Source organism: Brachyspira hampsonii 30446 (genome assembly GCF_000316195.1).
Classification (GTDB): Bacteria; Spirochaetota; Brachyspiria; order Brachyspirales; family Brachyspiraceae; genus Brachyspira; species Brachyspira hampsonii_C.
In genome coordinates this window covers 33,141-54,569 of the sequence record NZ_JH994111.1, presented here as the reverse complement: position 1 = coordinate 54,569, position 21,429 = coordinate 33,141, and the positions used below count along the sequence as shown (strand labels likewise).

General features: G+C 29.0%; 18 protein-coding genes. 16 read left to right on the top strand and 2 right to left on the bottom strand.

Annotated features, from left to right (window positions below):
• Positions 1-153: 153 nt before the first annotated feature.
• From A966_RS05070 to A966_RS05005, 14 genes are all read left to right on the top strand, one after another.
• Positions 154-3,171 (top strand): type I restriction endonuclease subunit R, encoded by a 3,018-nt coding sequence (locus tag A966_RS05070; protein WP_008723250.1) that lies wholly within the window; start codon positions 154-156, stop codon positions 3,169-3,171.
• Positions 3,158-4,453 carry a restriction endonuclease subunit S gene (locus A966_RS05065; protein ID WP_008723248.1) on the top strand — a complete coding sequence of 432 codons (1,296 nt, stop codon included), beginning with the start codon at positions 3,158-3,160 and terminating at the stop codon, positions 4,451-4,453. The genes A966_RS05070 and A966_RS05065 overlap by 14 nt, the downstream gene beginning before the upstream one ends.
• Positions 4,446-6,284 (top strand): type I restriction-modification system subunit M, encoded by a 1,839-nt coding sequence (locus tag A966_RS05060; RefSeq protein WP_008723245.1) that lies wholly within the window; start codon positions 4,446-4,448, stop codon positions 6,282-6,284. The genes A966_RS05065 and A966_RS05060 overlap by 8 nt, the downstream gene beginning before the upstream one ends.
• 154 nt (positions 6,285-6,438) lie before the next feature.
• Positions 6,439-7,092, top strand: a complete 654-nt coding sequence (gene deoC / locus A966_RS05055) for a deoxyribose-phosphate aldolase (RefSeq protein ID WP_008723244.1) — start codon at positions 6,439-6,441, stop codon at positions 7,090-7,092.
• A gap of 22 nt (positions 7,093-7,114) precedes the next feature.
• Positions 7,115-7,936 (top strand): nucleoside phosphorylase, encoded by an 822-nt coding sequence (locus A966_RS05050; protein ID WP_008723241.1) that lies wholly within the window; start codon positions 7,115-7,117, stop codon positions 7,934-7,936.
• Between the two features lie 14 nt (positions 7,937-7,950).
• Positions 7,951-8,736 carry a nucleoside phosphorylase gene (locus A966_RS05045; RefSeq protein ID WP_008723240.1) on the top strand — a complete coding sequence of 262 codons (786 nt, stop codon included), beginning with the start codon at positions 7,951-7,953 and terminating at the stop codon, positions 8,734-8,736.
• Between the two features lie 46 nt (positions 8,737-8,782).
• Positions 8,783-9,865, top strand: a complete 1,083-nt coding sequence (locus A966_RS05040; protein ID WP_008723238.1) for a BMP family lipoprotein — start codon at positions 8,783-8,785, stop codon at positions 9,863-9,865.
• Between the two features lie 25 nt (positions 9,866-9,890).
• Entirely contained in the window at positions 9,891-10,964 is a 1,074-nt protein-coding gene (locus A966_RS05035; RefSeq protein WP_008723235.1) for a BMP family lipoprotein, read from the top strand.
• 77 nt (positions 10,965-11,041) lie between these two features.
• Positions 11,042-12,118 (top strand): BMP family lipoprotein, encoded by a 1,077-nt coding sequence (locus A966_RS05030; protein WP_039955558.1) that lies wholly within the window; start codon positions 11,042-11,044, stop codon positions 12,116-12,118.
• Positions 12,119-12,271: 153 nt separating this feature from the next.
• Positions 12,272-13,801 (top strand): ABC transporter ATP-binding protein, encoded by a 1,530-nt coding sequence (locus tag A966_RS05025; protein WP_008723231.1) that lies wholly within the window; start codon positions 12,272-12,274, stop codon positions 13,799-13,801.
• Positions 13,802-13,841: 40 nt separating this feature from the next.
• Positions 13,842-14,687 carry an Rpn family recombination-promoting nuclease/putative transposase gene (locus A966_RS05020; RefSeq protein WP_008723229.1) on the top strand — a complete coding sequence of 282 codons (846 nt, stop codon included), beginning with the start codon at positions 13,842-13,844 and terminating at the stop codon, positions 14,685-14,687.
• 436 nt (positions 14,688-15,123) lie between these two features.
• The gene (locus A966_RS05015) at positions 15,124-16,239 is read left to right on the top strand and encodes an ABC transporter permease (RefSeq protein ID WP_008723227.1); all 1,116 of its coding nucleotides are present in this window, start codon (positions 15,124-15,126) and stop codon (positions 16,237-16,239) included.
• 40 nt (positions 16,240-16,279) lie between these two features.
• Positions 16,280-17,233, top strand: coding sequence for an ABC transporter permease (locus A966_RS05010; RefSeq protein WP_008723226.1), 954 nt, complete (start codon positions 16,280-16,282; stop codon positions 17,231-17,233).
• A gap of 483 nt (positions 17,234-17,716) precedes the next feature.
• Positions 17,717-17,989 carry a hypothetical protein gene (locus A966_RS05005; protein ID WP_008723224.1) on the top strand — a complete coding sequence of 91 codons (273 nt, stop codon included), beginning with the start codon at positions 17,717-17,719 and terminating at the stop codon, positions 17,987-17,989.
• Positions 17,990-17,992: 3 nt separating this feature from the next.
• Here A966_RS05005 and A966_RS05000 read toward each other — a convergent pair whose 3' ends face one another.
• Entirely contained in the window at positions 17,993-19,786 is a 1,794-nt protein-coding gene (locus A966_RS05000; protein ID WP_008723223.1) for a glycosyltransferase, read from the bottom strand.
• Between the two features lie 109 nt (positions 19,787-19,895).
• Positions 19,896-20,408, bottom strand: coding sequence for a PaaI family thioesterase (locus A966_RS04995; protein WP_008723220.1), 513 nt, complete (start codon positions 20,406-20,408; stop codon positions 19,896-19,898).
• 325 nt (positions 20,409-20,733) lie between these two features.
• Here A966_RS04995 and A966_RS04990 point away from each other — a divergent pair, with 325 nt between their 5' ends.
• Positions 20,734-21,000, top strand: a complete 267-nt coding sequence (locus tag A966_RS04990; RefSeq protein WP_008723218.1) for a YtxH domain-containing protein — start codon at positions 20,734-20,736, stop codon at positions 20,998-21,000.
• A gap of 8 nt (positions 21,001-21,008) precedes the next feature.
• Positions 21,009-21,416, top strand: coding sequence for a DUF948 domain-containing protein (locus A966_RS04985; protein WP_008723215.1), 408 nt, complete (start codon positions 21,009-21,011; stop codon positions 21,414-21,416).
• Positions 21,417-21,429: the final 13 nt, after the last annotated feature.

Here is a 21,429-nt window from a genome sequence, read left to right as displayed (position 1 = left end):
ATTACAAAATATCAATTTCAATATTATAATCATTTCAAATAAATGGTATTATATCAATAATTATGGTATAATATTCAATTTTAATATATAATTTATTAATACTAATAACGATTTTTCAATAAATATTTACTGCAAATAAAAGGTATGTAAAAAATGGAAGAAAAAATTGAATGTGAAACAAAAATAGAAAAAGACTTTATTAATAAACTTATAGATTTAAAATATACATATAGAAATGATATAAGAGATAGAATGTCTCTTGATGCCAATTTCAGGAATCATTTTGAAAATCTTAATAAAGTTAAATTAAGTGATAATGAGTTTTCAAGATTAAAAGAAGATATTATAACTTCAGATGTATTTTCTGCATCAAAAATATTAAGAGAAAAAAATAATTTAAAAAGAGATGATGATACTGTTTTAGATTACACTCTTGTAAATACAACCGATTGGTGCAAAAATGAATATGAAGTAACTAATCAGCTTCGTATGAATACAGAAAATAGTAATCATCGTTATGATGTTGTAATACTTATTAATGGCATACCTGTTGTGCATATAGAATTAAAAACTCTTCATATCTCACCTAAAAAAGCTATGGAACAGATAGTGGAATATAAAAAAGATGCAGGCAATGGATTTACTAATTCTTTATTGTGTTTTGTGCAGATTTTCATTGTGAGTAATAGGAGCAATACATATTATTTTGCAAACAACAACAATGAACATTTTAATTTTAATGCTAAAGAAGAATTTACAGATATACATTATCTTGCTGATAAAGAAAATAAAAAAATTACATATTTACATGACTTTGCTGAGGTTTTTTTATCAAAATGCCCATTAGGTGAATTTATAAGCAAGTATATAGTTTTAATGGAAACAGAAAAAAAATTACTTCTTATGCGTTATTATCAAATACATGCTGTAAAAGCTATAATAGACTGTATAGAACAAAACAGAGGAAACGGATATATTTGGCATACCACAGGAAGCGGAAAAACTTTAACATCTTTCAAAGCTTCAACATTATTGAAAGATAATAGAAATATAGCAAAATGTCTTTTTGTTGTAGACAGAAAAGATTTAGATAAACAAACAAGAGAAGAGTTTAATAAATTTCAAGAGAACTGTGTAGAAGAAAATACAAATACAAAAAATCTAGTGGAAAGGCTTATTTCTGATGATATAAAAAACAAAGTGATAGTAACTACAATACAAAAATTAGTATTAGCACTCGATGAAAATAGTAAAAGAAATAAAAGTAAGAAGAAAATTGGACTTCCTACATACAAAGAACTTTTATCACCGCTTTCTAATAAAAGAGTTGTTATAATATTTGATGAATGTCATCGTTCGCAATTTGGAGAAAATCATAAAACCATTAAAAACTTCTTTCCAAAGGCACAATTTTTTGGCTTTACAGGAACCCCTATTTTTGCACAAAATTCTAATTATAAAAAGATAGACGGAACAGAAGGCACTTATGCCACAACAAAAGATATTTTTGAAAAAGAACTTCATTCATATACTATCACAAATGCTATTGATGATAATAATGTTTTGCGTTTTAATATTCAATACTTTGGTCCTAATGATGATAAAGTAGCAAATAAATATCAGAATAAAACCTCCATTGTAAATAAAATATTAGAAAGCCATGATAAAGTAACTGTTTATAGAAAATATAATGCCCTATTTGCAGTATCTTCTATTAATGAAGCTATTGAATATTATGATATTTTTAAGTCTCAGCAAAAGAAATATAAAGAAAGTAATGATGATTTTGAAACTCTAAATATATCCTGCGTGTTTTCTCCTCCCGCTGAAGGCAATAAAGATGTTAAACAGCTTCAAGAGGATCTTTTGCAGGAAAAAGAAGATAATAAAAAAGATCCTGAAAAAAAGAAAAAAGCATTAAGCGATATTATAGATGATTATAATAAACAATATAATACTAATTATGATATTAATAATTTTGATGCATATTATAAAGATGTGCAGGAGAGAATAAAAAATCAAAAATACAGCAATGCCGATTATCCGCATAATAAAAAAATAGATATAACAATAGTAGTTGATATGCTATTAACAGGTTTTGATTCAAAATATTTAAATACAATATATGTTGATAAGAATTTAAAACATCATGGATTAATACAAGCATTTTCAAGAACCAACAGGATTTTAAATGGCTTAAAACCTTATGGAAATATACTCGATTTTAGATATCAAAAGGAGGCTGTTGATGAGGCTATATCACTTTTTTCTGGAAATGAAAATAGCGAAACAGTAAAAGAAATATGGCTTACTCCTAAGGCATTTGAAATGGCAGAAGAATATAATAATGCTGTCAATGAATTAAAAAAGTTTATGGAATCAAAGAAACTTGATTTTAAACCTGAAGAGATAAGTAATTTAAAAGGCGATGATGCCAGATATGAATTTATTAATAAGTTTAAAGAGATAAGAAGAATAAGAAACTATATTGAACAGTATGTGAATATAGAAGAAAAAGATGCCGAGAAAATAGAAAAATGCATGTCAAAAAATCTTTTTAAAGCATTTTCAGGTATGTATATCGATGTGGCAGAAAGACTAAAAAAACAAAATAGAGATCATATTGAAAATGGCGAAAATGATGAAACATTTGAGCAAACAGATTTTGAATATATACTATTTGCCAATGATATTATAGATTATGATTATATAATGTCTCTTATATCAAAAATGACAGGCCAAAATGTAGAAAAAGTAAAAGCAGCAAAAGAAGATATAATAAAATTATTATCCTCTACAACAAGTATGCTTGATGAACAGGAAGATCTCAAAGAATATATAAATCTTCTTACTTATAATAAACCTTTAAGCGAAAAAGAATTAAAAGAAAATTATAATAAGTTTAAAGAGAAAAAGAATAATGAAGAGATAAATGCTATAGCTAAAAAACATGGTATAGACAATGAAGCACTTAAAACATTTGTATACCACACTTCAGATATGCTTGTTCTTAATGAGGATTCATTAACAGATTTGGTCTCCCCATTAAATTTAGGCTGGATAGAGAGAAGTTCTAAAGAGAAAGCCATAATGAAAGATATTTTACCGATATTGAAAAAACTTTCTAAAGATAGAAGTATTAAAGGATTAAGTATTTATGAAGAAGAATAAATTAGTTCCAAGACTTCGCTTTCAGGAATTCAAAAATTCTCCTAGCTGGGATATTACAAATTTAGGCAAAATATCTTCAGTTATTGAGGAAAAAGCAGGAAAAAATAAATATATTCCCCTTAGTGTTACATCAGGTATTGGTTTAATATCTCAAACAGAAAAATTTGGAAGAGAAATAGCTGGAAATTCATATAAAAATTATATTGTAATTAGAAAATACGATTTTGCTTATAATAAAAGTGCCACAAAACAATTTCCTGAAGGCTTTATATCTATGCTAAACAATTATGATATTGCTGCAGTCCCAAATAGTATTTTTATTTGTTTTAGAATTACTGATAAACAATATTATCCCAATATATTAAATTACCTTTTTTATAATAATTATCATGGTTATTGGCTAAGAAAATATATTGAAGTAGGAGGACGTGCTCATGGTTCTTTAAACTTTGATACAAAACATTTATGGGATATACCTATTGTTTTACCAAGCTTAGAAGAACAGAAAAAAATTGCCGATTGTTTGGATTCTATTGATGAGCTTATAGAGGCTGAGAAAAGAAAATTAGAGGTTTTAAAAAAATATAAAAAAGCCTTAATGCAGAAACTTTTTCCATCTGAAGATTCTTCCATTCCAGAATTGAGATTTGCGGAGTTTAAAGACTCAGGAGAATGGGAAAATAAAAAACTATCTGAAATAGGTAAATTTATAAGAGGATTTTCTTATAAGGGTGAAGATACAACAAATGATACTTCCAAATTATTAATTATAAGGTCTAATAATATTATTCCAATGGGAATTACAGACTATAAAAATGGATTACAATATGTACAAAAGCCTTGCAAAGAAGAACAAAAATTAATTACAGGAGATATAACTATTTGTATGGCAAATGGGAGCAGAGATTTAGTTGGAAAAGCTTCATTTTATGATGGTATGTATAGTGGAGATATTACAGTTGGGGCTTTTTGTGGAATATTTAGAAGTAAATTAAATATTACTAGATATTTATTTCAGACAAATTTATATAAAAAAAAATTAGACATTATATTAAGTGGCGGCAATGGTTCTATTGCTAATCTTAGAGGAGAAGATATTTTAAATTTGTCATTTTATATTCCAAAGAATTTTCAAGAACAACAAAAAATCGCTGATTGCTTGGCTTCTATTGACAGCATTATTGACAGTCAGGTTAAAAGAATAGACAATTTAATTAAACATAAAAAGGCTTTGATGCAGGGGCTTTTTCCTGATATGGAGAGTATTGAGGAGTATGAATAATCAATTAAATAAAAATATAATTGATAATAAAAATAGGAGAAAAAAGATGAGTGATGAGCAAAAAAAACAGTTGGGGGCTATTTTATGGGCTATAGCCGATAAATTAAGAGGGGCAATGGACGCTGATGATTTTAAAGATTATATGCTTTCTTTTTTGTTCTTAAAATATTTATCTGACAAGTATGAAGAAGCTGTAAAAATTCTTCTTGGAAAAGATTATGATGAAATTGAAAATGAGGCTGTAAAAAATAATAATGACAGATATATAGAAGAGCTAAAAAAAATTATACTTAAATATTCTAAAACTATACCGCTATCAAAATTGAATTTAAATGAAGATGAAAAAGATAAAGAAAAGATAAAAAAAGCTAGAGAAAATTGGGCTGATGATTATACTAAAATGCTTTCATCAAATACTTTGCAGCCTCTTATTTTATGGTATATTAAAAATTTAAATAGCATAAATTTATTTGAAAAAGACATTAGAAGAAAAGTACATTATGTGATAAAGCCTCAATATTTATGGAGAAATATATATGAATTAGCAAAAACTCAAAATGAAGAGCTTTTAAATACATTGGTAAGCGGTTTTAAACATATTGAAAATGAATCTTTTGAAAGTACATTCAGTGGGTTATTTTCTGAGATAAATCTATACTCTGAAAAATTAGGAAGAAGTTATACAGAAAGAAATAAACTTATAAGCTCTATTATCACAGAAATTGCAGATGGTATTTCTCAATTTTCAAATGACACTGATATTTTGGGAGATGCTTACGAGTATTTGATAGCTCAATTTGCTGCAGGTTCTGGAAAAAAGGCAGGAGAGTTCTATACGCCTCAGCCTGTTTCTACTATTCTTTCCCGTATTGTTGTGCTTGACTGTCAGGATCCAAGTAAAGGCAAGAAAACTAAAATTAACAATATTTTTGATTTCGCATGCGGTTCAGGATCTTTGCTTATAAATGTTAGAAAACAATTCAAAGAAAATAATTTCGGACAGATATACGGACAGGAAAAAAATATCACTACTTATAACCTTGCAAGAATGAATATGATTTTGCATGGAGTAAAAGATTCTGAGTTTACAATTTTTCATGGCGATTCATTATTAAATGAATGGGATATTTTAAGCGAGATGAATCCTGCCAAAAAAATACTGTTTGATGTAGTAGTAGCAAATCCGCCTTTTAGTTATAGATGGCAGCCTAAAGAAGATATGGAAAATGATTTTAGATTTAAAGATTATGGCTTAGCCCCTAAATCGGCAGCAGATTTTGCATTTTTGCTTCATGGATTTCATTTTTTGAGTAATGAGGGTACTATGGCAATTATACTTCCTCATGGTGTATTATTTAGAGGAGGATCCGAAGAAAAAATCAGGACTAAACTTTTACAAGATGGAAATATTGATGCTGTTATAGGTTTGCCTTCCAATCTTTTTGCATTTACTGGTATACCTGTTTGTATATTGGTGCTTAAAAAATGCAAAAAATTCGATGATGTGCTTATTATCAATGCCAGCAATGAATTTATAAAAGGAAAGCGTCAGAATATACTTTCAGATGAACATATTGATAAAATAGTTGATACATATCAGTATAGAAAAGAAGATAATAAGAAATATTCCCGCAGAGTATCTATGAAAGAAATAGAAAAAAACGGATATAATCTTAATATTTCAAGATATGTAAATACTTCAGATGAAGAAGAAATAATAAATATAGATGATGTTATAGGGGAACTTGAAAATATAGAATTAGAAATAAAAAATGCTAAATTAAAGCATAATGGCTTCTTAAAAGAACTTGGAATTAAAGAACTTCCTTAAATTTTGTGCTGTAATTTATACTATAAATAACAAAAATCTTTATTATTTTTATCTTTATTGTGATTTAAAGAAATTAATTTATATACTAATAATATATAGATATAAATTTGACAAATAGAAGAATGTTTTATATCATATAAAAAGAGGAGAAAAAATGAATAACATAAATAAATTAATCGATCACACCATTCTCAAACCAGAAGCTACAATAGATGATATAAGAAAACTATGCATAGAAGCAAAAGAATACGGATTTTATTCTGTATGCGTAAATTCGGCTTATGTAAATGTAGCTTATAATTTTCTTCTGCATTCAGATGTAAAAGTATGTTCAGTGGTGGGCTTTCCTTTGGGTGCTATGATGAAAGAAGCTAAAGCCTATGAGACAAAGGTTGCTGTAGATAGCGGTGCTGATGAAATAGACATGGTTATCAATGTAGGCTTTCTAAAGAGTAAAAAAATAGATCTTTTTGAAAGAGACATAAAAAAAGTAAGAGATGCATGCCATGCCAGCGTATTAAAAGTAATAATAGAAACTTGTCTTCTTACAGATGAAGAAAAAGTATTAGCATGTAAAATAGCCAAAGAATGCGGAGCAGATTTTGTTAAAACTTCTACAGGATTTTCTACAGGCGGAGCAACAGAGCATGATGTAAAACTTATGCGTGAAGCTGTAGGCAAAGAAATGGGAGTTAAAGCTTCAGGCGGCATAAAAACCTATGAAGATGCTATAAAAATGATAAATGCTGGTGCAAACAGACTTGGTACAAGCAGCGGTATAGCTATAGTAAAAGCTCAAAAATCTTGAAATAATTATTTGGGGTAATTTTATGGAGCAAAAAGAACCTAAAGCATTCTATGATGAAGAGGCATTTAAAAATAATCTTCTTGAATATCATATAAAATTGAAGAAAGGAGATGCTGCAAGATATGTACTTCTTCCCGGTGATCCTAAAAGAGTGGGATATATTGCCAATTTTTTAGATAATCCAGAATTAAAAGCTGATTATAGAGAATATGTAACAGTAACAGGTAAATATAAAGGAGTAGATGTATCTGTAACTTCCACAGGTATAGGAGGTCCTTCCGCTTCAATAGCTATGGAAGAACTTATTAAAGTAGGTGCCGATACATTTATAAGGGTTGGTACTGCAGGCGGACTTAGCCTCAAAGTAAAGCCCAATGATTTGGCAATAGCTCAGGCTGCAATCAAAGATGAAGGTACTACAAGAGAATATATACCTTTTGAATACCCTGCTATTGCAAATACTGATGTTATGTTCGCATTGAGAGATGCCGCTAAAAAAATGAATGCCAATTATCATATAGGGGTTGTTCATAGCAAGGACTGTTTTTACGGAGAATTAGAGCCGGAGAATTCTTTTTTCAGAGAAAAGTTTGAAAATAATCTTAAATACTATACATTATGCGGTGCTATAGCTTCCGAAATGGAATGTGCTGCTCTTTTTGCTTGTGCTTCTTTAAGAAAGGTTCGTGCTGGCGGAATAATGCATATAGTAGAAAATACTATGATAGAGAGAATGGGTACTCATTTAGAATATAATGATAATATAGAAAATATGATATTAACTGCATTAGAGGCTGTAGTGCTGTTACATGAAAAAGACAAAAAAGCTGAAAGCAATAACTAAAGAGGTAATTAAATATGTTTCCAAAAGCCTATTATCAGGAAAATGAAAATCTAGTTCATCATTTAAAATTAAAGAAAGGTGATGTAGGAAAATATATCATTATGCCGGGGGATCCTAAAAGATGCGTCAAAATAGCTAAAAGATTTGAAGATGCAAAATTAATAGCTGATTACAGAGAATATGCTACTTACACAGGATATATAAACGGGGTTAAAGTTTCTGCTGTTTCGCATGGTATAGGAGGACCTTCCACTGCTATAGCTTTAGAAGAACTTATCAAAATCGGAGCAGATACTTTCATTCGTGTTGGCACATGCGGAGGTATGAATATGGAGGTTTTACCGGGTGATGTTGTTATAGTTAATGGAGCTATAAAGGGCGGCGGCACAATGGATAATTATATACCTAAAGAATTCCCATGCATACCTAATATAGATGTTCTTGAAGCTATGATTGAGGGTGCTAATAAAATAAAAACAAGAACGCATGTAGGTGTTGTACAATGCAAAGATGCTTTTTATGCTCAGCATGCACCTGAAAGTATGGCTGTGGATAAGGAATTATTATATAAGTGGGATAGTTATATTAAAGCAGGCTGTTTAGCTTCTGAAATGGAGTCTGCTACACTTTTTGCTGTGGGGGCTGCAAAAAATGTACGAACCGGAGCTGCTATGCTTGTTTTACATAATCAGGAGAGAGTAAAAAATAATATCGATGATCCCAAAAATTATACAGGAGAAGAAGCTATAGATTTAATAATAGAATCTATTAAAATTTTAATAGACAAAGATAAAAAATAATAACAAAAAAAAAACAAATAATAAAAAATAATTTTAGGAAGTAATTATGATTAAAAAAATAGTGTTATGTGTTTTATTTATCATTTCTTTATTTGTATTCTCATGCTCTAAAAGTGCAAATAAAGATACAAATAGCTTTGAAATAGCTGTACTTATAGATTTAGGACCTATAGATGATAAATCTTTTAATCAGGGATCTTGGGAAGGCGTAAAGGATTATGCTGAAAATCATGGTATAAGCTATAAATATTATAGAGTTCCTGATAAAGATATAGATTCTTATTTAAATACTATAGACCTTGCAGTTAAAGGCGGTGCTAAATTAATAGTAACTCCTGGATATCAGTTTGAACCTGCAATTTATAAAGCACAGGATATTTATACAAATGTTAATTTTATATTAATAGACGGAGAACCGCAGGACGGAACCTATACAGATTATAAAACATCGTCCAATACAATTGCAATTCTTTATTCTGAAGAGGAAGCAGGTTTTTTGGCAGGTTATGCTATAGTAAAAGAAGGATATACTAATTTAGGATTTATGGGAGGCGTTGCTCACCCTGCGGTAGTGAGATTCGGATACGGATTCGTGCAGGGGGCTGATTATGCTGCTGTTGAATCAAAGCTGCCTAAAGATGCTATTAATATAAAATATACTTATGTAGGTAATTATGACCCTACTCCGGAAAATCAAACTCTTGCTACTTCTTGGTATAAAAGCGGAGTACAAGTAATATTTGCTGCTGCAGGTGCTGCTGGTAATTCTGTTATGAGTGCTGCTGAAAATAATAACGGATTAGTTATAGGTGTTGATGTTGATCAGAGTTTTGAATCTCCTTCTGTTATAACTTCTGCTATGAAATTAATAAGAGAATCTGTTTACAATGCGGTTGCCTCTTATTATAATGGGAATTTCAGCGGAGGAAAAACCAGCATATTAGGAGCTCAGGTTAAAGGCGTAGGGCTTCCTATGACTACTTCAAAATTTAAAGTTTTTACAGAAGATGATTATAATATCATATATGACTCTCTTGTTAAAAAAACTATTAAGGTATTAAAAGATAATGATGCTGAAAGCGTAGAAAAATTGACTTTGAATTTAGTAAAAATTACTTATATTAATTAAATTCTATATTATAGGAAATTAAAATATGAAAAAATTTTTCAGTTTAATAATAATTATTATCTCTTTTATATTTATTGCTTCATGCTCTAAAAATACTGTATCTGGAAAATATGAAATAGCTTTAATTACAGAAGGCACAATAGATGATAAAGCATTTAATCAAGGAGCTTGGGAAGGATTAACTCAATATGCTAAAGAAAATGGAAAAACATATAAATATTATCAGCCTGCTCAAAAAACTACAGAAGGATATATTGATTCTATAGATTTAGCAGTATCTGCCGGTGCTCAATTAATAATAACACCTAATTATTTATTTGAAACTGCAATATATAAATCTCAGGATAATCACCCGGATGTAAGTTTTGTAATTTTAGACGGTGTTCCTCAAGACGGAACTTATACTGATTTTAGAATAGAGAAAAATGTTTATTCTGTACTTTATGCTGAGGAACAGGCAGGATTTTTAGCAGGTTACGCTATAGTAAAAGAAGGCTATACTAATTTAGGTGTTATTGGAGGTATGGCAATTCCTCCTGTTATAAGATTCGGTTACGGATTTGTACAGGGTGCTAATTATGCTGCTGATGAAATGAATATGCCTATAGGAAGCATAAAAATAAATTATACATATATAGGAAACTTCAATGCTGCTCCTGAAAATCAGACTTTGGCTACTTCTTGGTATCAAAGCGGTGTACAGGTAATATTTGCTGCTGCAGGTGCTGCCGGAAACTCTGTTATGAGTGCTGCTGAGCAAAATAATGGATTAGTTATAGGGGTTGATGTTGATCAGAGTTTTGAATCTCCTACTGTTATTACTTCTGCTATAAAATTAATAAGAGAATCTGTTTATAATGCTGTTGATTCTTTTTATAATGGTAAATTCCCAGGCGGACAATCTGTTATACTCGATGCTAAAGTTAAAGGTATAGGTCTTCCTATGGCTGCTTCTAAATTCCAAAAATTCACTCAAAATGATTATGATACTATATACAATCCGCTTTCAAACGGCAGTATAAAAATATTAAAAGATACAGATGCCAAAACAGTAGAAGATTTACCTTTAGATATAATAGAAATAAATTATATAAAATAACTTTTTACTATATAGATTTAATAATTTTTAGCAAGCAAACATATTATAAAAATTATAAAAATAGGAGACATTAAACTATGAAAAAAATTCTTATCTCAATCATTACATTAATGAGTTTCCTTCTCATGATTTCATGCGGAGGAGAAAAGAAATCCGGAGGATATGAACTAGCATTAATAACAGATGTAGGCACCATAGATGACAGATCCTTCAATCAAGGAGCTTGGGAAGGTTTAACAAAATATGCTGAGGAAAACTCTATATCTCATAAATACTATCAGCCTGCTCAAAAAACTACTGATGCTTATGTTGACGCTATAGATTTAGCAGTATCTGCCGGTGCTAAATTGGTAGTAACTCCGGGATTTTTATTTGAACCTGCAGTATACAGAGCTCAAGATACTCATCCAGATGTAAGTTTTGTACTTTTAGACGGAAGTCCTCAGGACGGAACTTATACTGATTTTAGAATAGAAACTAATGTTTATTCTGTACTTTATGCTGAAGAACAGGCAGGATTTTTAGCAGGTTATGCTATAGTAAAAGAAGGCTATACTAATTTAGGCGTTATGGCAGGTATGGCTGTTCCTGCTGTTATAAGATTCGGTTACGGATTTGTACAGGGTGCTAATTATGCTGCTAAGGAAATGAATATTCCTGTAGGAAGTATAAAAATAAATTATACATATATAGGAAACTTCAATGCTACTCCTGAAAATCAGACTTTAGCTACTTCTTGGTATCAAAGTGGCATACAGGTAATATTTGCTCCTGCAGGAGGAGCTGGAAACTCTGTTATGAGTGCTGCTGAACAAAATAACGGATTAGTTATAGGTGTTGATATAGATCAAAGTGCTGAATCTCCTACTGTTATAACTTCTGCTATGAAAATGCTTGGAGAATCTGTTTATAATGCTATAGATGATTTTTATAATGCTAAATTCCCTGGAGGAAAATCTGTTGTACTTGATGCTAAAGTTAATGGTATAGGTCTTCCTATGGCTACTTCTAAATTCCAAAAATTCACTCAAAATGATTATGATACAATATATCAGAAACTTAATATGGGAGAAATAAAAGTTCTTACTGATAAAGATGCTAAAGATGTTAATGAACTGCCTTTAGATATAGTTAAAGTTAATTTGATACAATAAAACTATTAATTATTAAAATATTAAGAGATATCAGCTTCATATCTGGTATCTCTATTTTTTTTATAAATATTTGACAATTTAAAATCATTGAACTATATTTTATATATAATTGTTTTTAAATAGTTATATATAAAATATATGATAGGAAATATAATGGAAAATTCAGAATATGTAGTTGAAATGCTTAATATAACCAAACGCTTTAAGGGTATAATAGCAAATGATAATATCACTATACAATTAAAACGAGGTGAAATACATGCTTTGCTTGGAGAAAACGGAGCCGGTAAATCTACTTTAATGAGTGTATTATTTGGGCTTTATAAACAAGAAGAGGGGATTATTAAAGTTAATGGCAAAGAAGTAAATATTGATAATCCTAATACGGCAAATGCTTTGGGAATAGGCATGGTGCATCAGCATTTCAAATTAGTTCATAATTTTACTGCTTTAGAAAATATTATGCTTGGTGTTGAAACTGTAAAGCATGGAATACTTCAGGTTGATGATGCAAGAAAAAAAGTAATGGAATTAAGCAAAACTTATGGACTTGAAATTTATCCAGACTCTCTTATAAGCGATTTAACTGTAGGTATGCAGCAGAGAGTAGAAATTTTAAAAATGCTCTATAAAAATAATAATATACTTATTTTTGATGAGCCTACTGCTGTACTTACTCCTAATGAAATAGATGAGCTTATGAAGATAATGAAGTCATTAGTAAAAGAAGGTAAATCTATACTATTTATTACACATAAATTAAATGAGATTAAAGAGGTTGCTGACAGATGCTCTGTTCTTCGTAAGGGTAAATATATAGGAACTATTGATGTAAAAAGCACTACTAAAGAAGAAATGTCAGAAATGATGGTGGGAAGAAAGGTATCTTTAGTAGTAGATAAAACTGAGGCTAAGCCTAAGGATATAATATTATCAGTAAAAGAACTAAATGTTAAATCTCCTCATAGTGAAAAAAATATAGTTAAAAATGTTTCTTTTGATGTTCGTGCAGGAGAGATAGTATGTATTGCTGGTATTGATGGAAACGGACAAAGCGAACTCATATATGCTCTTACCGGTCTTATAGAGATGTCAAGCGGAAGCATTCATTTAAATGGCAAAGACATTACAAATTTATCTATAAGAAATAAAACTTTAAGCGGTATAGGTCATATTCCAGAAGACAGGCATAAACATGGACTTGTGCTTGATTATACTCTTGCAGAAAATACTATACTTCAGACATATTTTACAGATAAATTTCAAAAAAACGGATTTTTAAAGTTTAAAGAAATAGATAATTATGCTGATGAACTTATAAAAAGATTTGATATAAGAAGTGCCGAAGGCTCTAAAACTATAGCAAGAAGTATGTCAGGAGGAAATCAGCAAAAGGTAATTATAGCAAGAGAGATAGACAGAAATCCGGATTTACTTATAGCGGTTCAGCCTACAAGGGGACTTGATGTAGGTGCTATAGAATACATACATAAAGAATTAATAGCTCAAAGAGATAATGGAAAGGCTGTTTTACTTGTTTCATTAGAGCTTGATGAGGTTATGAATTTAAGTGATAGAATATTGGTTATATATGAGGGTGAGATAGTAGCTAATGTTCTTAATAAAGATTTAACTATTAATGAACTTGGTCTTTATATGGCTGGTTCTAAGAGGAGTGCTTAAATATAATAAATTGTATTTAATTTTTTATATGAATTGAACTATGAAAATTAATAAAGATTTTAATGTTTTAAATGATTATTTTATGCGTTATATGTTTGCTAAAAAAGGACATGAGCATATTTTAAAAAATTTGATTAATTCTGTAAGAATAGATGCTAATCAAGAACCTTTTGAAAGTATAGAAGTATTAAATTCTTTTAACTTAAAAGAAAGTATAAATGACAAAGAATCTATAACAGATGTAAAAGGAAAAACAAAATCTGGAGATACTATCTTAATAGAGATACAAAGAATAGGCAATCAATCTTTTATATATAGAAGTTTATACTATTGGGCTAAAAACTATTTTTCAAATTTAAAATCTAAAGATCTATATTCCGATTTGACACCTGTTATAAGTATTAATATTTTAGATTTTAATTTAATAAAAGATTCAGATAAAGCACATAGCTGTTATTTTATAAAAGAATTGGAAACTAATCATATATTGACTAATCATTTAGAGATTCATTTTTTAGAATTGAAAAAGTTTAAAAATGATAATAGTATATATGATGGTTTATCAGATTGGTTTAAATTTTTAAGTGCAAAAAATCAATTGGAGGATATAATGAAAGTACTAGTGAAAAAAAATCCTATAATGAAAGAAGTATATGATGAATATTATAAATTTGTTAATAGCAGTGATTTATATAATGGTTACAGTGATTATGAGAGGGATTATTTTAATATATTAATGCTTAATGAAGAGCGTGTAAAAGGTATTGAAGATGGTAAAAAAGAACAGCAAATATCTATAGCTAGAAATATGAAAAAAGAAAATATGGATATTAATCTTATTTGTAAATTAACAGGCTTGAGTATAGAAGAAATAAAAAACTTGTGAGCGTTTGTAAATATATTAGGTATATATTATACTAACAAGCGAGCCGAAGCCAGCTAGTGAGTTTACTCGCTAGCTATCTAAGGCGAGGCGAGCATAACAATAATAAAATAAAAAACTTGTGAGAGTTTGTAAATATATGCAAGCGAGCCGAAGCCAGCTAGTGAGTTTACTCGCTAGCTATTTAAATCGGAGTCGAGCATAACAATAATAAAATAAAAAACTTGTGAGCGTTTGTAAATGTATGCAAGCGAGCCGAAGCCAGATAGTGAGTTTACTCGCTGTCTTTTTAAGGCGTAGGCAAGCATAACAATAATAAAATAAAAACTTGTGAACATTATGACATTAGTTAAAATGGCATGTTAAATATACTGTTTATAGTTAGCATATGAAATTTTAATTATTAATATAAAATGTATTGTTATAAAAGGAGTGATTAATGGATTTCAAAAATAAATTGGCAGGTATTTTGGAGAAAGAAGGATTTATTAATATATTTTCTTCTTTTCTCGCTATTATTATAGGATTGCTTCTTGGGCTTATAATACTTCTTATAAGTAATGTTCATGATGCTTTTCCAGCTTTTATGACAATACTTTCAGGAGGTTTTTCAGGCGGAAGCAGAGGATTGGGACAGGTTATATACACTGCAACTCCTTTGATACTTACAGGGCTTTCTGTGGGATTCGCTTTTAAAAACGGACTTTTTAATATTGGTGCACCTGGTCAATTTATAGTGGGGGCTTATGCTGCTGTATTGGTTGCTGTAAAATGTACATTTCTTCCGCCTGCTTTGCATTGGATTATTGCTTTACTTGTTTCTTTTATAGCCGGAGGGCTTTGGGCTTATTTACCCGGTTTTTTAAAGGCACATTTCAATGTTAATGAAGTTATTTCAAGTATTATGATGAATTATATTGGTATGTATTTAGTTAATTATCTTGTTACGCTTACGGTTTATGATATGCTTAAAAATCAGTCTCAAAATATTACTCCTTCTTCTACTATTCCTACTATGGGGCTTAATACGATATTTAAAGGTTCAAGTGCCAACGGAGGCTTTTTCATTGCTGTGATTGTAGTAATAATAGTATATATAATACTTTCAAAAACTACATTCGGCTTCGAGCTTAAAGCATGCGGACTAAATAAGGATGCAAGTAAATATGCCGGCATCAACGAAAAAAGAAATATAATTCTCTCTATGGTTATAGCCGGAGCTTTGGCAGGACTAGGAGGCGGACTTTTATATCTTTCTGGAGTGGGTAAGCATATAGAGGTTGTTGATGTGCTTGCTGAGGAAGGATTTATGGGTATACCTATTGCTTTGCTTGGGCTTTCTCACCCTATAGGTATATTAATTGCTGGGCTTTTCATTGCTCATATTACTGTCGGAGGATTTTATATGCAGATATATGATTTTACTCCGGAAATTATAGAGATGATCATATCTGCTATAATATATTTCAGTGCTTTTGCTTTGCTTTTTAAATCTATTGTTGGATTTATATCTAAGAAGATAATCAAAAAAGAAGAAAAGAATGCTAATGAGTAATTAGTAAAGAATAGAAAATATAAAGGAGATTTTATTTAAAATGGAAACAATTTATTTTTTAGTACAGCAGACAATGTTTTTTTCTATTCCTCTTTTGCTTGTAGCATTAGGCGGAATGTTTTCTGAAAGAAGCGGGGTTGTTAATATTGCTCTTGAGGGCATAATGATAATAGGGGCCTTTGCCGGAATATTTTTTATAAGCAGATTAGGTGCTAATTTTCCGCCTATGATAACATTATTTTTAGCGATGATTATATCAGCTTTATCCGGTCTTGTATTTTCTCTTCTTCATGCTTATGCTGCCATTAGTATGAGTGCAGATCAGGTTATAAGCGGTACTGCTTTAAATATATTTGCTCCTGCTTTTGCTATATATGTTACAAGAGCTATTCAAACCGTTCAGCAGATAAGTTTTGTTAATAACTTTAGAATAGAATCTGTACCTATACTTGGAAGCATTCCCATAATAGGAGGACTATTTTTCAAAAACACATATATAACAACATATATAGGTTTTATAATATTAGCATTATCTTGGTTTATTCTTTATAAAACTAGATTCGGTCTTAGACTTAGAAGCTGCGGAGAATATCCTCAGGCGGCAGACTCTGTTGGTATTAATGTTTATAAAATGCGTTATATTGGTGTTGCTATATCAGGGGCTTTGGGAGGTTTAGGAGGATTAGTATTTGTTATTCCTACTTCTACTAACTTTAATGCCACTGTGGCAGGATACGGATTTTTAGCTTTGGCGGTACTCATATTCGGACAATGGAAGCCTATGAAGATATTATATGCTGCATTTTTCTTTGGACTTATGAAGACTTTAGCATCTGCCTATTCTGGAATACCTATACTTGCAAGTCTTCCTATATCCAATAACATATATAAGATGATTCCTTATATTACTACTATAATAGTGCTTGCATTTACTTCTAAAAATTCTCAGGCTCCTAAGGCATCAGGTGTTCCTTATGATAAGGGAGCTAGATGATAATTTTACTATATAATAATTTTATTAGAGCTTTTTAGATTTTTATATGGGTTATTCTATTATAGAATTATTTTAAATATATTTATAATTTTAATAATATAATTATTTCAAAAGTATTTGATGAGATTATATATAAAATTTGTGTAATTATCAATTATAGAAATAATTTTTATAATATATTGCAATTATCTTAAATATGCAGTCTTTCAACTACTGCATTCGCCAAGTATCTACTTTCCATACGAACGGCTAGTTCACACAATCATAAATATAATTAGTTTTGAAACAAGTATATTAGTTCATTTTACTTTTCAAATTAAAATAATAATTTAACTGTATAAAAATACAAAATTACTATGATGTATATTATTTTTATAATTAATTGTTAGTATAAGTAAATATTTTGTTATATTATATTTACACAATCTTGACTTTATATTATATTTCTCATATACTGTAAAATATGTAAAAAGGAGTTTGATTATGGTGAATGATAATAAATTAAATAGCCTAACGGAAAATTTGGATCATGAAAATTTATTATGTAATGCTATTGAAATAAACGAATTGCTAAAAGATGATATGGAATTAGATGATATTCTAACAGAGAATCTATTTGTATTATCATTTGAATTATTGGATATGATAAAGTCAAATCCTTCAAAATATCAAATATCAAATATTGAAGATGATGAAAAAGTTAAAGCACTATCAAGTATAATAAGAAAAATGGAATTATATTTCATAGAGTTTTAAAAATCATTTTTTTACAAGTCCTTTAATAAAACCTTTTATAAAGAAAAATCCGTAAGTTAAATGAGATAGAAATATACCTATAGCCTTACAAAAACCCTTTATAGGCGATAATGTACTAACCCAGCTTCCAATTAAACATAGTCCGTAAAAACTATGAGGAAACAGCAATAAATAAAGAAATATATTTTTATTAATAGCTGGTATATAACTATTTAAAACTTTAGGCAAATCAAAATATAATGCAAAAGGCACAAATATAGTATAAAGTAAAAATACTGAAGGTATAAAATAAGATAAACTCAAAGAATTGCCTCCAAACCTTTTTACAAAATATCCCCTATGCCAAGCATAACCTTTAAGCTGTTTAAAATGCCCAAAAAATAAATCTCTTCTATGATGATAAACCAATGCTTCTGGAGTATACAATATCTTTTCATTTGCTTTCATAATATTATTGCAAAGTATGGTATCCTCACCAGGCCAATACTCACTGTCAAAGCCTCCTACCCTATCATAAAGCTCTCTTGTGATGATAAAATTGCAGCTTGGATAATCATTAACATACTGCACCTTATCTGGTATATATCTAGCCTTATGCTTTCCGCTCATAAGTGTTGAACTGTAAATAAGTCCGCTTATCTGTTTTGAAAAATTATCTTTCGGTGTATTTATAGCAGGTCCTCCAAGAGCATAAACTTTTTTACTCTCCATAGCCCTTAATGCATTTAAAAGCCAATCTTTTTCTGGATATGTATCATCATCTAAAAACGCTAATATACTTCCTTTTGACTTTTTTACTCCCATTGCTCTTTTTATAGCTGGAGGAAACTCCCCTGTTTCTATAATTTTTATTCTATCATCTTTAAATAATTCTATATTAATTTCACCATCAGTATATTTATCTGGAAGTATTATCACTTCAAAGTTAGTATATATTTGCTCAAGTAAATATTGTGTTTCTTCTTTTATATAATCATTAATTTTTTTTAAAGGTATTATGATGCTTACAAGAGGTTTTTCTTTAAGCTCAGAAAATAAATCCCTATAAAAATGAACTATATTAAGTCTATAGAATATTGCCAAAGTATCAATAAAAGTTCTCCATAATACTGAAAACTTAATAAAGCCAAAATGTCTGTTTGGATTAACTATAACAGGTGCTGATACTATTTTTTTACCGTTTGAATTGCATGCAGCTAAAACTTCCAAATCATAAGCAAATGCTTTTACCAATATCCTTGGAAAAATATTTATTATAGCATCTCTTTTGAAAAGCTTTAATCCAGTCTGAGTATCCTGTATAGGAAGATGAAAAAATATTTTAACAAACATAAAATATATAAAAGATATTAATTTTCTTATATTAGAGTAATTAACTATAGAATCTTTATGTCTTTTAGAGCCTATAACAACATCAGCATTTTCTTTTTGCATAATCACGAAAAAATTTTCTAATTGAGAAGGATCTATTTCCATATCGCCGTCGCAAAATATTATATACTCTCCGTTAGAAACTTCGCATGCTCTTTTTAAAGCATGTCCTTTTCCCTGATTTTCTATAGCATAAACTCCTATTATATTTTTTAAATTTGAGTTTTTATTATTTTCTCTAAAGTTTGAGCATAATTTTTTTATTTCTTCTTTAGAATTGTCACTGCTTCCGTCATCGGATATAATTACTTCAAAGTTCATTAAAAATGGTGAAACTTTATCTATTAATACATTGATATTTTTTTCTATTGTATTTTCTATATTATAAACAGGAACTAATATAGATACTAATTCATTTATTTTCATAATTTACATTTCAGCTAATAAATTTTATATTTAAATAAATACAAAGTATTATACAAAACTATTAATCAAAGTCAAATCGTGATAATACTTTATAATATAATTAATAAAATTAAGGTATATCTATTATTTTAGGATCAGTTTCTTTTTTTTCTACAAACCAATCTTCTTCATTATTAGGATCCATCTCAGCTATTTTTTCAAGCCCCATACATATATATGTACCCTTAGCAGTTACAGCTACTTTATCATCATTAAGAAGTATATATCCTTCACCTTCAAATATCCTTCCGTCTCCGGAAGTGATTTTTCCTATTATTCTAATTTGTTCATTGATAGGCACAGGTCTTTTATATTTCGTAGTAAGAGTCATAGTAACGCCCCATTTATCTTCGCCTGTATAAGGCATCATAGCTCTTCCTATAGTCTCATCTAAAATGGCTGCAAGTATACCGCCATGAACTCTTGAAGGATACCCCTGATGCACATCTTTAAAAGTTACTAAAGCACATAATGATTTATCTTCCAACTCATAAAACTCTGCTTTCAAACTCAAATCATTTTTAAATCCGCATACAAGACACATTCTAGAATTATTCTGCTTATTCAAAACTTTCAATTCCATAATAGCTCCTATTATTATAATAAAAATTGTAAACTTAATTTTTACATGTTTAATTAATATATTAGTACGATTCTTTTACATTATGCTGCAGTAATAATCTGCCAATTTAATGCTTTATATTACTAGTGATAAATTATAATTTTAAAAAATTTTAATTAGTATTATTTATCAAACTAATATTAAGGCTTTTTATACAAAAAAACAATATTACTTATTACTTTATTTCTAGTTTTTATATTAGAAAAGCATTTTTGATTAGTTGACAAAAATGTAAATTAAATTTAATATTAAAGATAAGTTATGTAACAACTAGGAGGATATTATTATGTCTAGAGAAGTATCAGGTATGTTTTCATTTTTATTGGGCTTAACTGCAGGTCTTGCTTTGGGAGTATTATTCGCACCAAAAGCCGGAGAAGAAACTAGAGAAGATATTAAAGAAACTATGGATAATATTAAATATAAAGTAGATGATATTTATCATAGAAGCGTATTAAAAACTTCAGAATTAGTTGAAAAAGGAAAAGAAAAAACAAATGATTTCTTTGAAAAAAGAAAGAAAAAAGCTTCTGAAGAAACTGTTGAAGAATAATAATTAACATGCAGGATATTACATTTCAAATTAATGTTATAGCTATATCTTTAGCTTTCATAGCTATTTCTATATTAATATTAGTATTAGCTATATTTTTTGTTTTACTTGCAGGTTATTTTAGATTTACTAATAGATTCGATAGAATATTAGAAAATATCGAATCTATTAGTGAAAAAATAGGAAGCATTGCAAATACAGTAGATGATGAAGCTAATAAGGTTAAACTAACATTAGACAGTATACATGATTCGTTTAATAATTTATCCAGCAGCATTAGTAATTTTAGTTCAATGACTTCAAATATATCTAATAACTTTAGCATTATTAATATATTTAAATCTATATTTGCCCTATTTACCGGTAAAAATAGAAAAAAAGATGATTTCACCGAAAATGATGATGAAGATTTTTGATTTATAATTTAGG

What these genes read in the sequence shown, in the direction of transcription:
- A966_RS05025 (WP_008723231.1), top strand. Translation starts at nt 12,272, where the DNA reads ATGGAAAATTCAGAATATGTAGTTGAAATGCTTAATATAACCAAACGC.
- deoC (WP_008723244.1), top strand. Translation starts at nt 6,439, where the DNA reads ATGAATAACATAAATAAATTAATCGATCACACCATTCTCAAACCAGAA.
- A966_RS05060 (WP_008723245.1), top strand. Translation starts at nt 4,446, where the DNA reads ATGAATAATCAATTAAATAAAAATATAATTGATAATAAAAATAGGAGA.
- A966_RS05015 (WP_008723227.1), top strand. Translation starts at nt 15,124, where the DNA reads ATGGATTTCAAAAATAAATTGGCAGGTATTTTGGAGAAAGAAGGATTT.
- A966_RS05040 (WP_008723238.1), top strand. Translation starts at nt 8,783, where the DNA reads ATGATTAAAAAAATAGTGTTATGTGTTTTATTTATCATTTCTTTATTT.
- A966_RS04990 (WP_008723218.1), top strand. Translation starts at nt 20,734, where the DNA reads ATGTCTAGAGAAGTATCAGGTATGTTTTCATTTTTATTGGGCTTAACT.
- A966_RS05045 (WP_008723240.1), top strand. Translation starts at nt 7,951, where the DNA reads ATGTTTCCAAAAGCCTATTATCAGGAAAATGAAAATCTAGTTCATCAT.
- A966_RS05000 (WP_008723223.1), bottom strand. Translation starts at nt 19,786, where the DNA reads ATGAAAATAAATGAATTAGTATCTATATTAGTTCCTGTTTATAATATA.
- A966_RS05065 (WP_008723248.1), top strand. Translation starts at nt 3,158, where the DNA reads ATGAAGAAGAATAAATTAGTTCCAAGACTTCGCTTTCAGGAATTCAAA.
- A966_RS05005 (WP_008723224.1), top strand. Translation starts at nt 17,717, where the DNA reads ATGGTGAATGATAATAAATTAAATAGCCTAACGGAAAATTTGGATCAT.
- A966_RS05020 (WP_008723229.1), top strand. Translation starts at nt 13,842, where the DNA reads ATGAAAATTAATAAAGATTTTAATGTTTTAAATGATTATTTTATGCGT.
- A966_RS05070 (WP_008723250.1), top strand. Translation starts at nt 154, where the DNA reads ATGGAAGAAAAAATTGAATGTGAAACAAAAATAGAAAAAGACTTTATT.
- A966_RS04985 (WP_008723215.1), top strand. Translation starts at nt 21,009, where the DNA reads ATGCAGGATATTACATTTCAAATTAATGTTATAGCTATATCTTTAGCT.
- A966_RS05035 (WP_008723235.1), top strand. Translation starts at nt 9,891, where the DNA reads ATGAAAAAATTTTTCAGTTTAATAATAATTATTATCTCTTTTATATTT.
- A966_RS05050 (WP_008723241.1), top strand. Translation starts at nt 7,115, where the DNA reads ATGGAGCAAAAAGAACCTAAAGCATTCTATGATGAAGAGGCATTTAAA.
- A966_RS04995 (WP_008723220.1), bottom strand. Translation starts at nt 20,408, where the DNA reads ATGGAATTGAAAGTTTTGAATAAGCAGAATAATTCTAGAATGTGTCTT.
- A966_RS05030 (WP_039955558.1), top strand. Translation starts at nt 11,042, where the DNA reads ATGAAAAAAATTCTTATCTCAATCATTACATTAATGAGTTTCCTTCTC.
- A966_RS05010 (WP_008723226.1), top strand. Translation starts at nt 16,280, where the DNA reads ATGGAAACAATTTATTTTTTAGTACAGCAGACAATGTTTTTTTCTATT.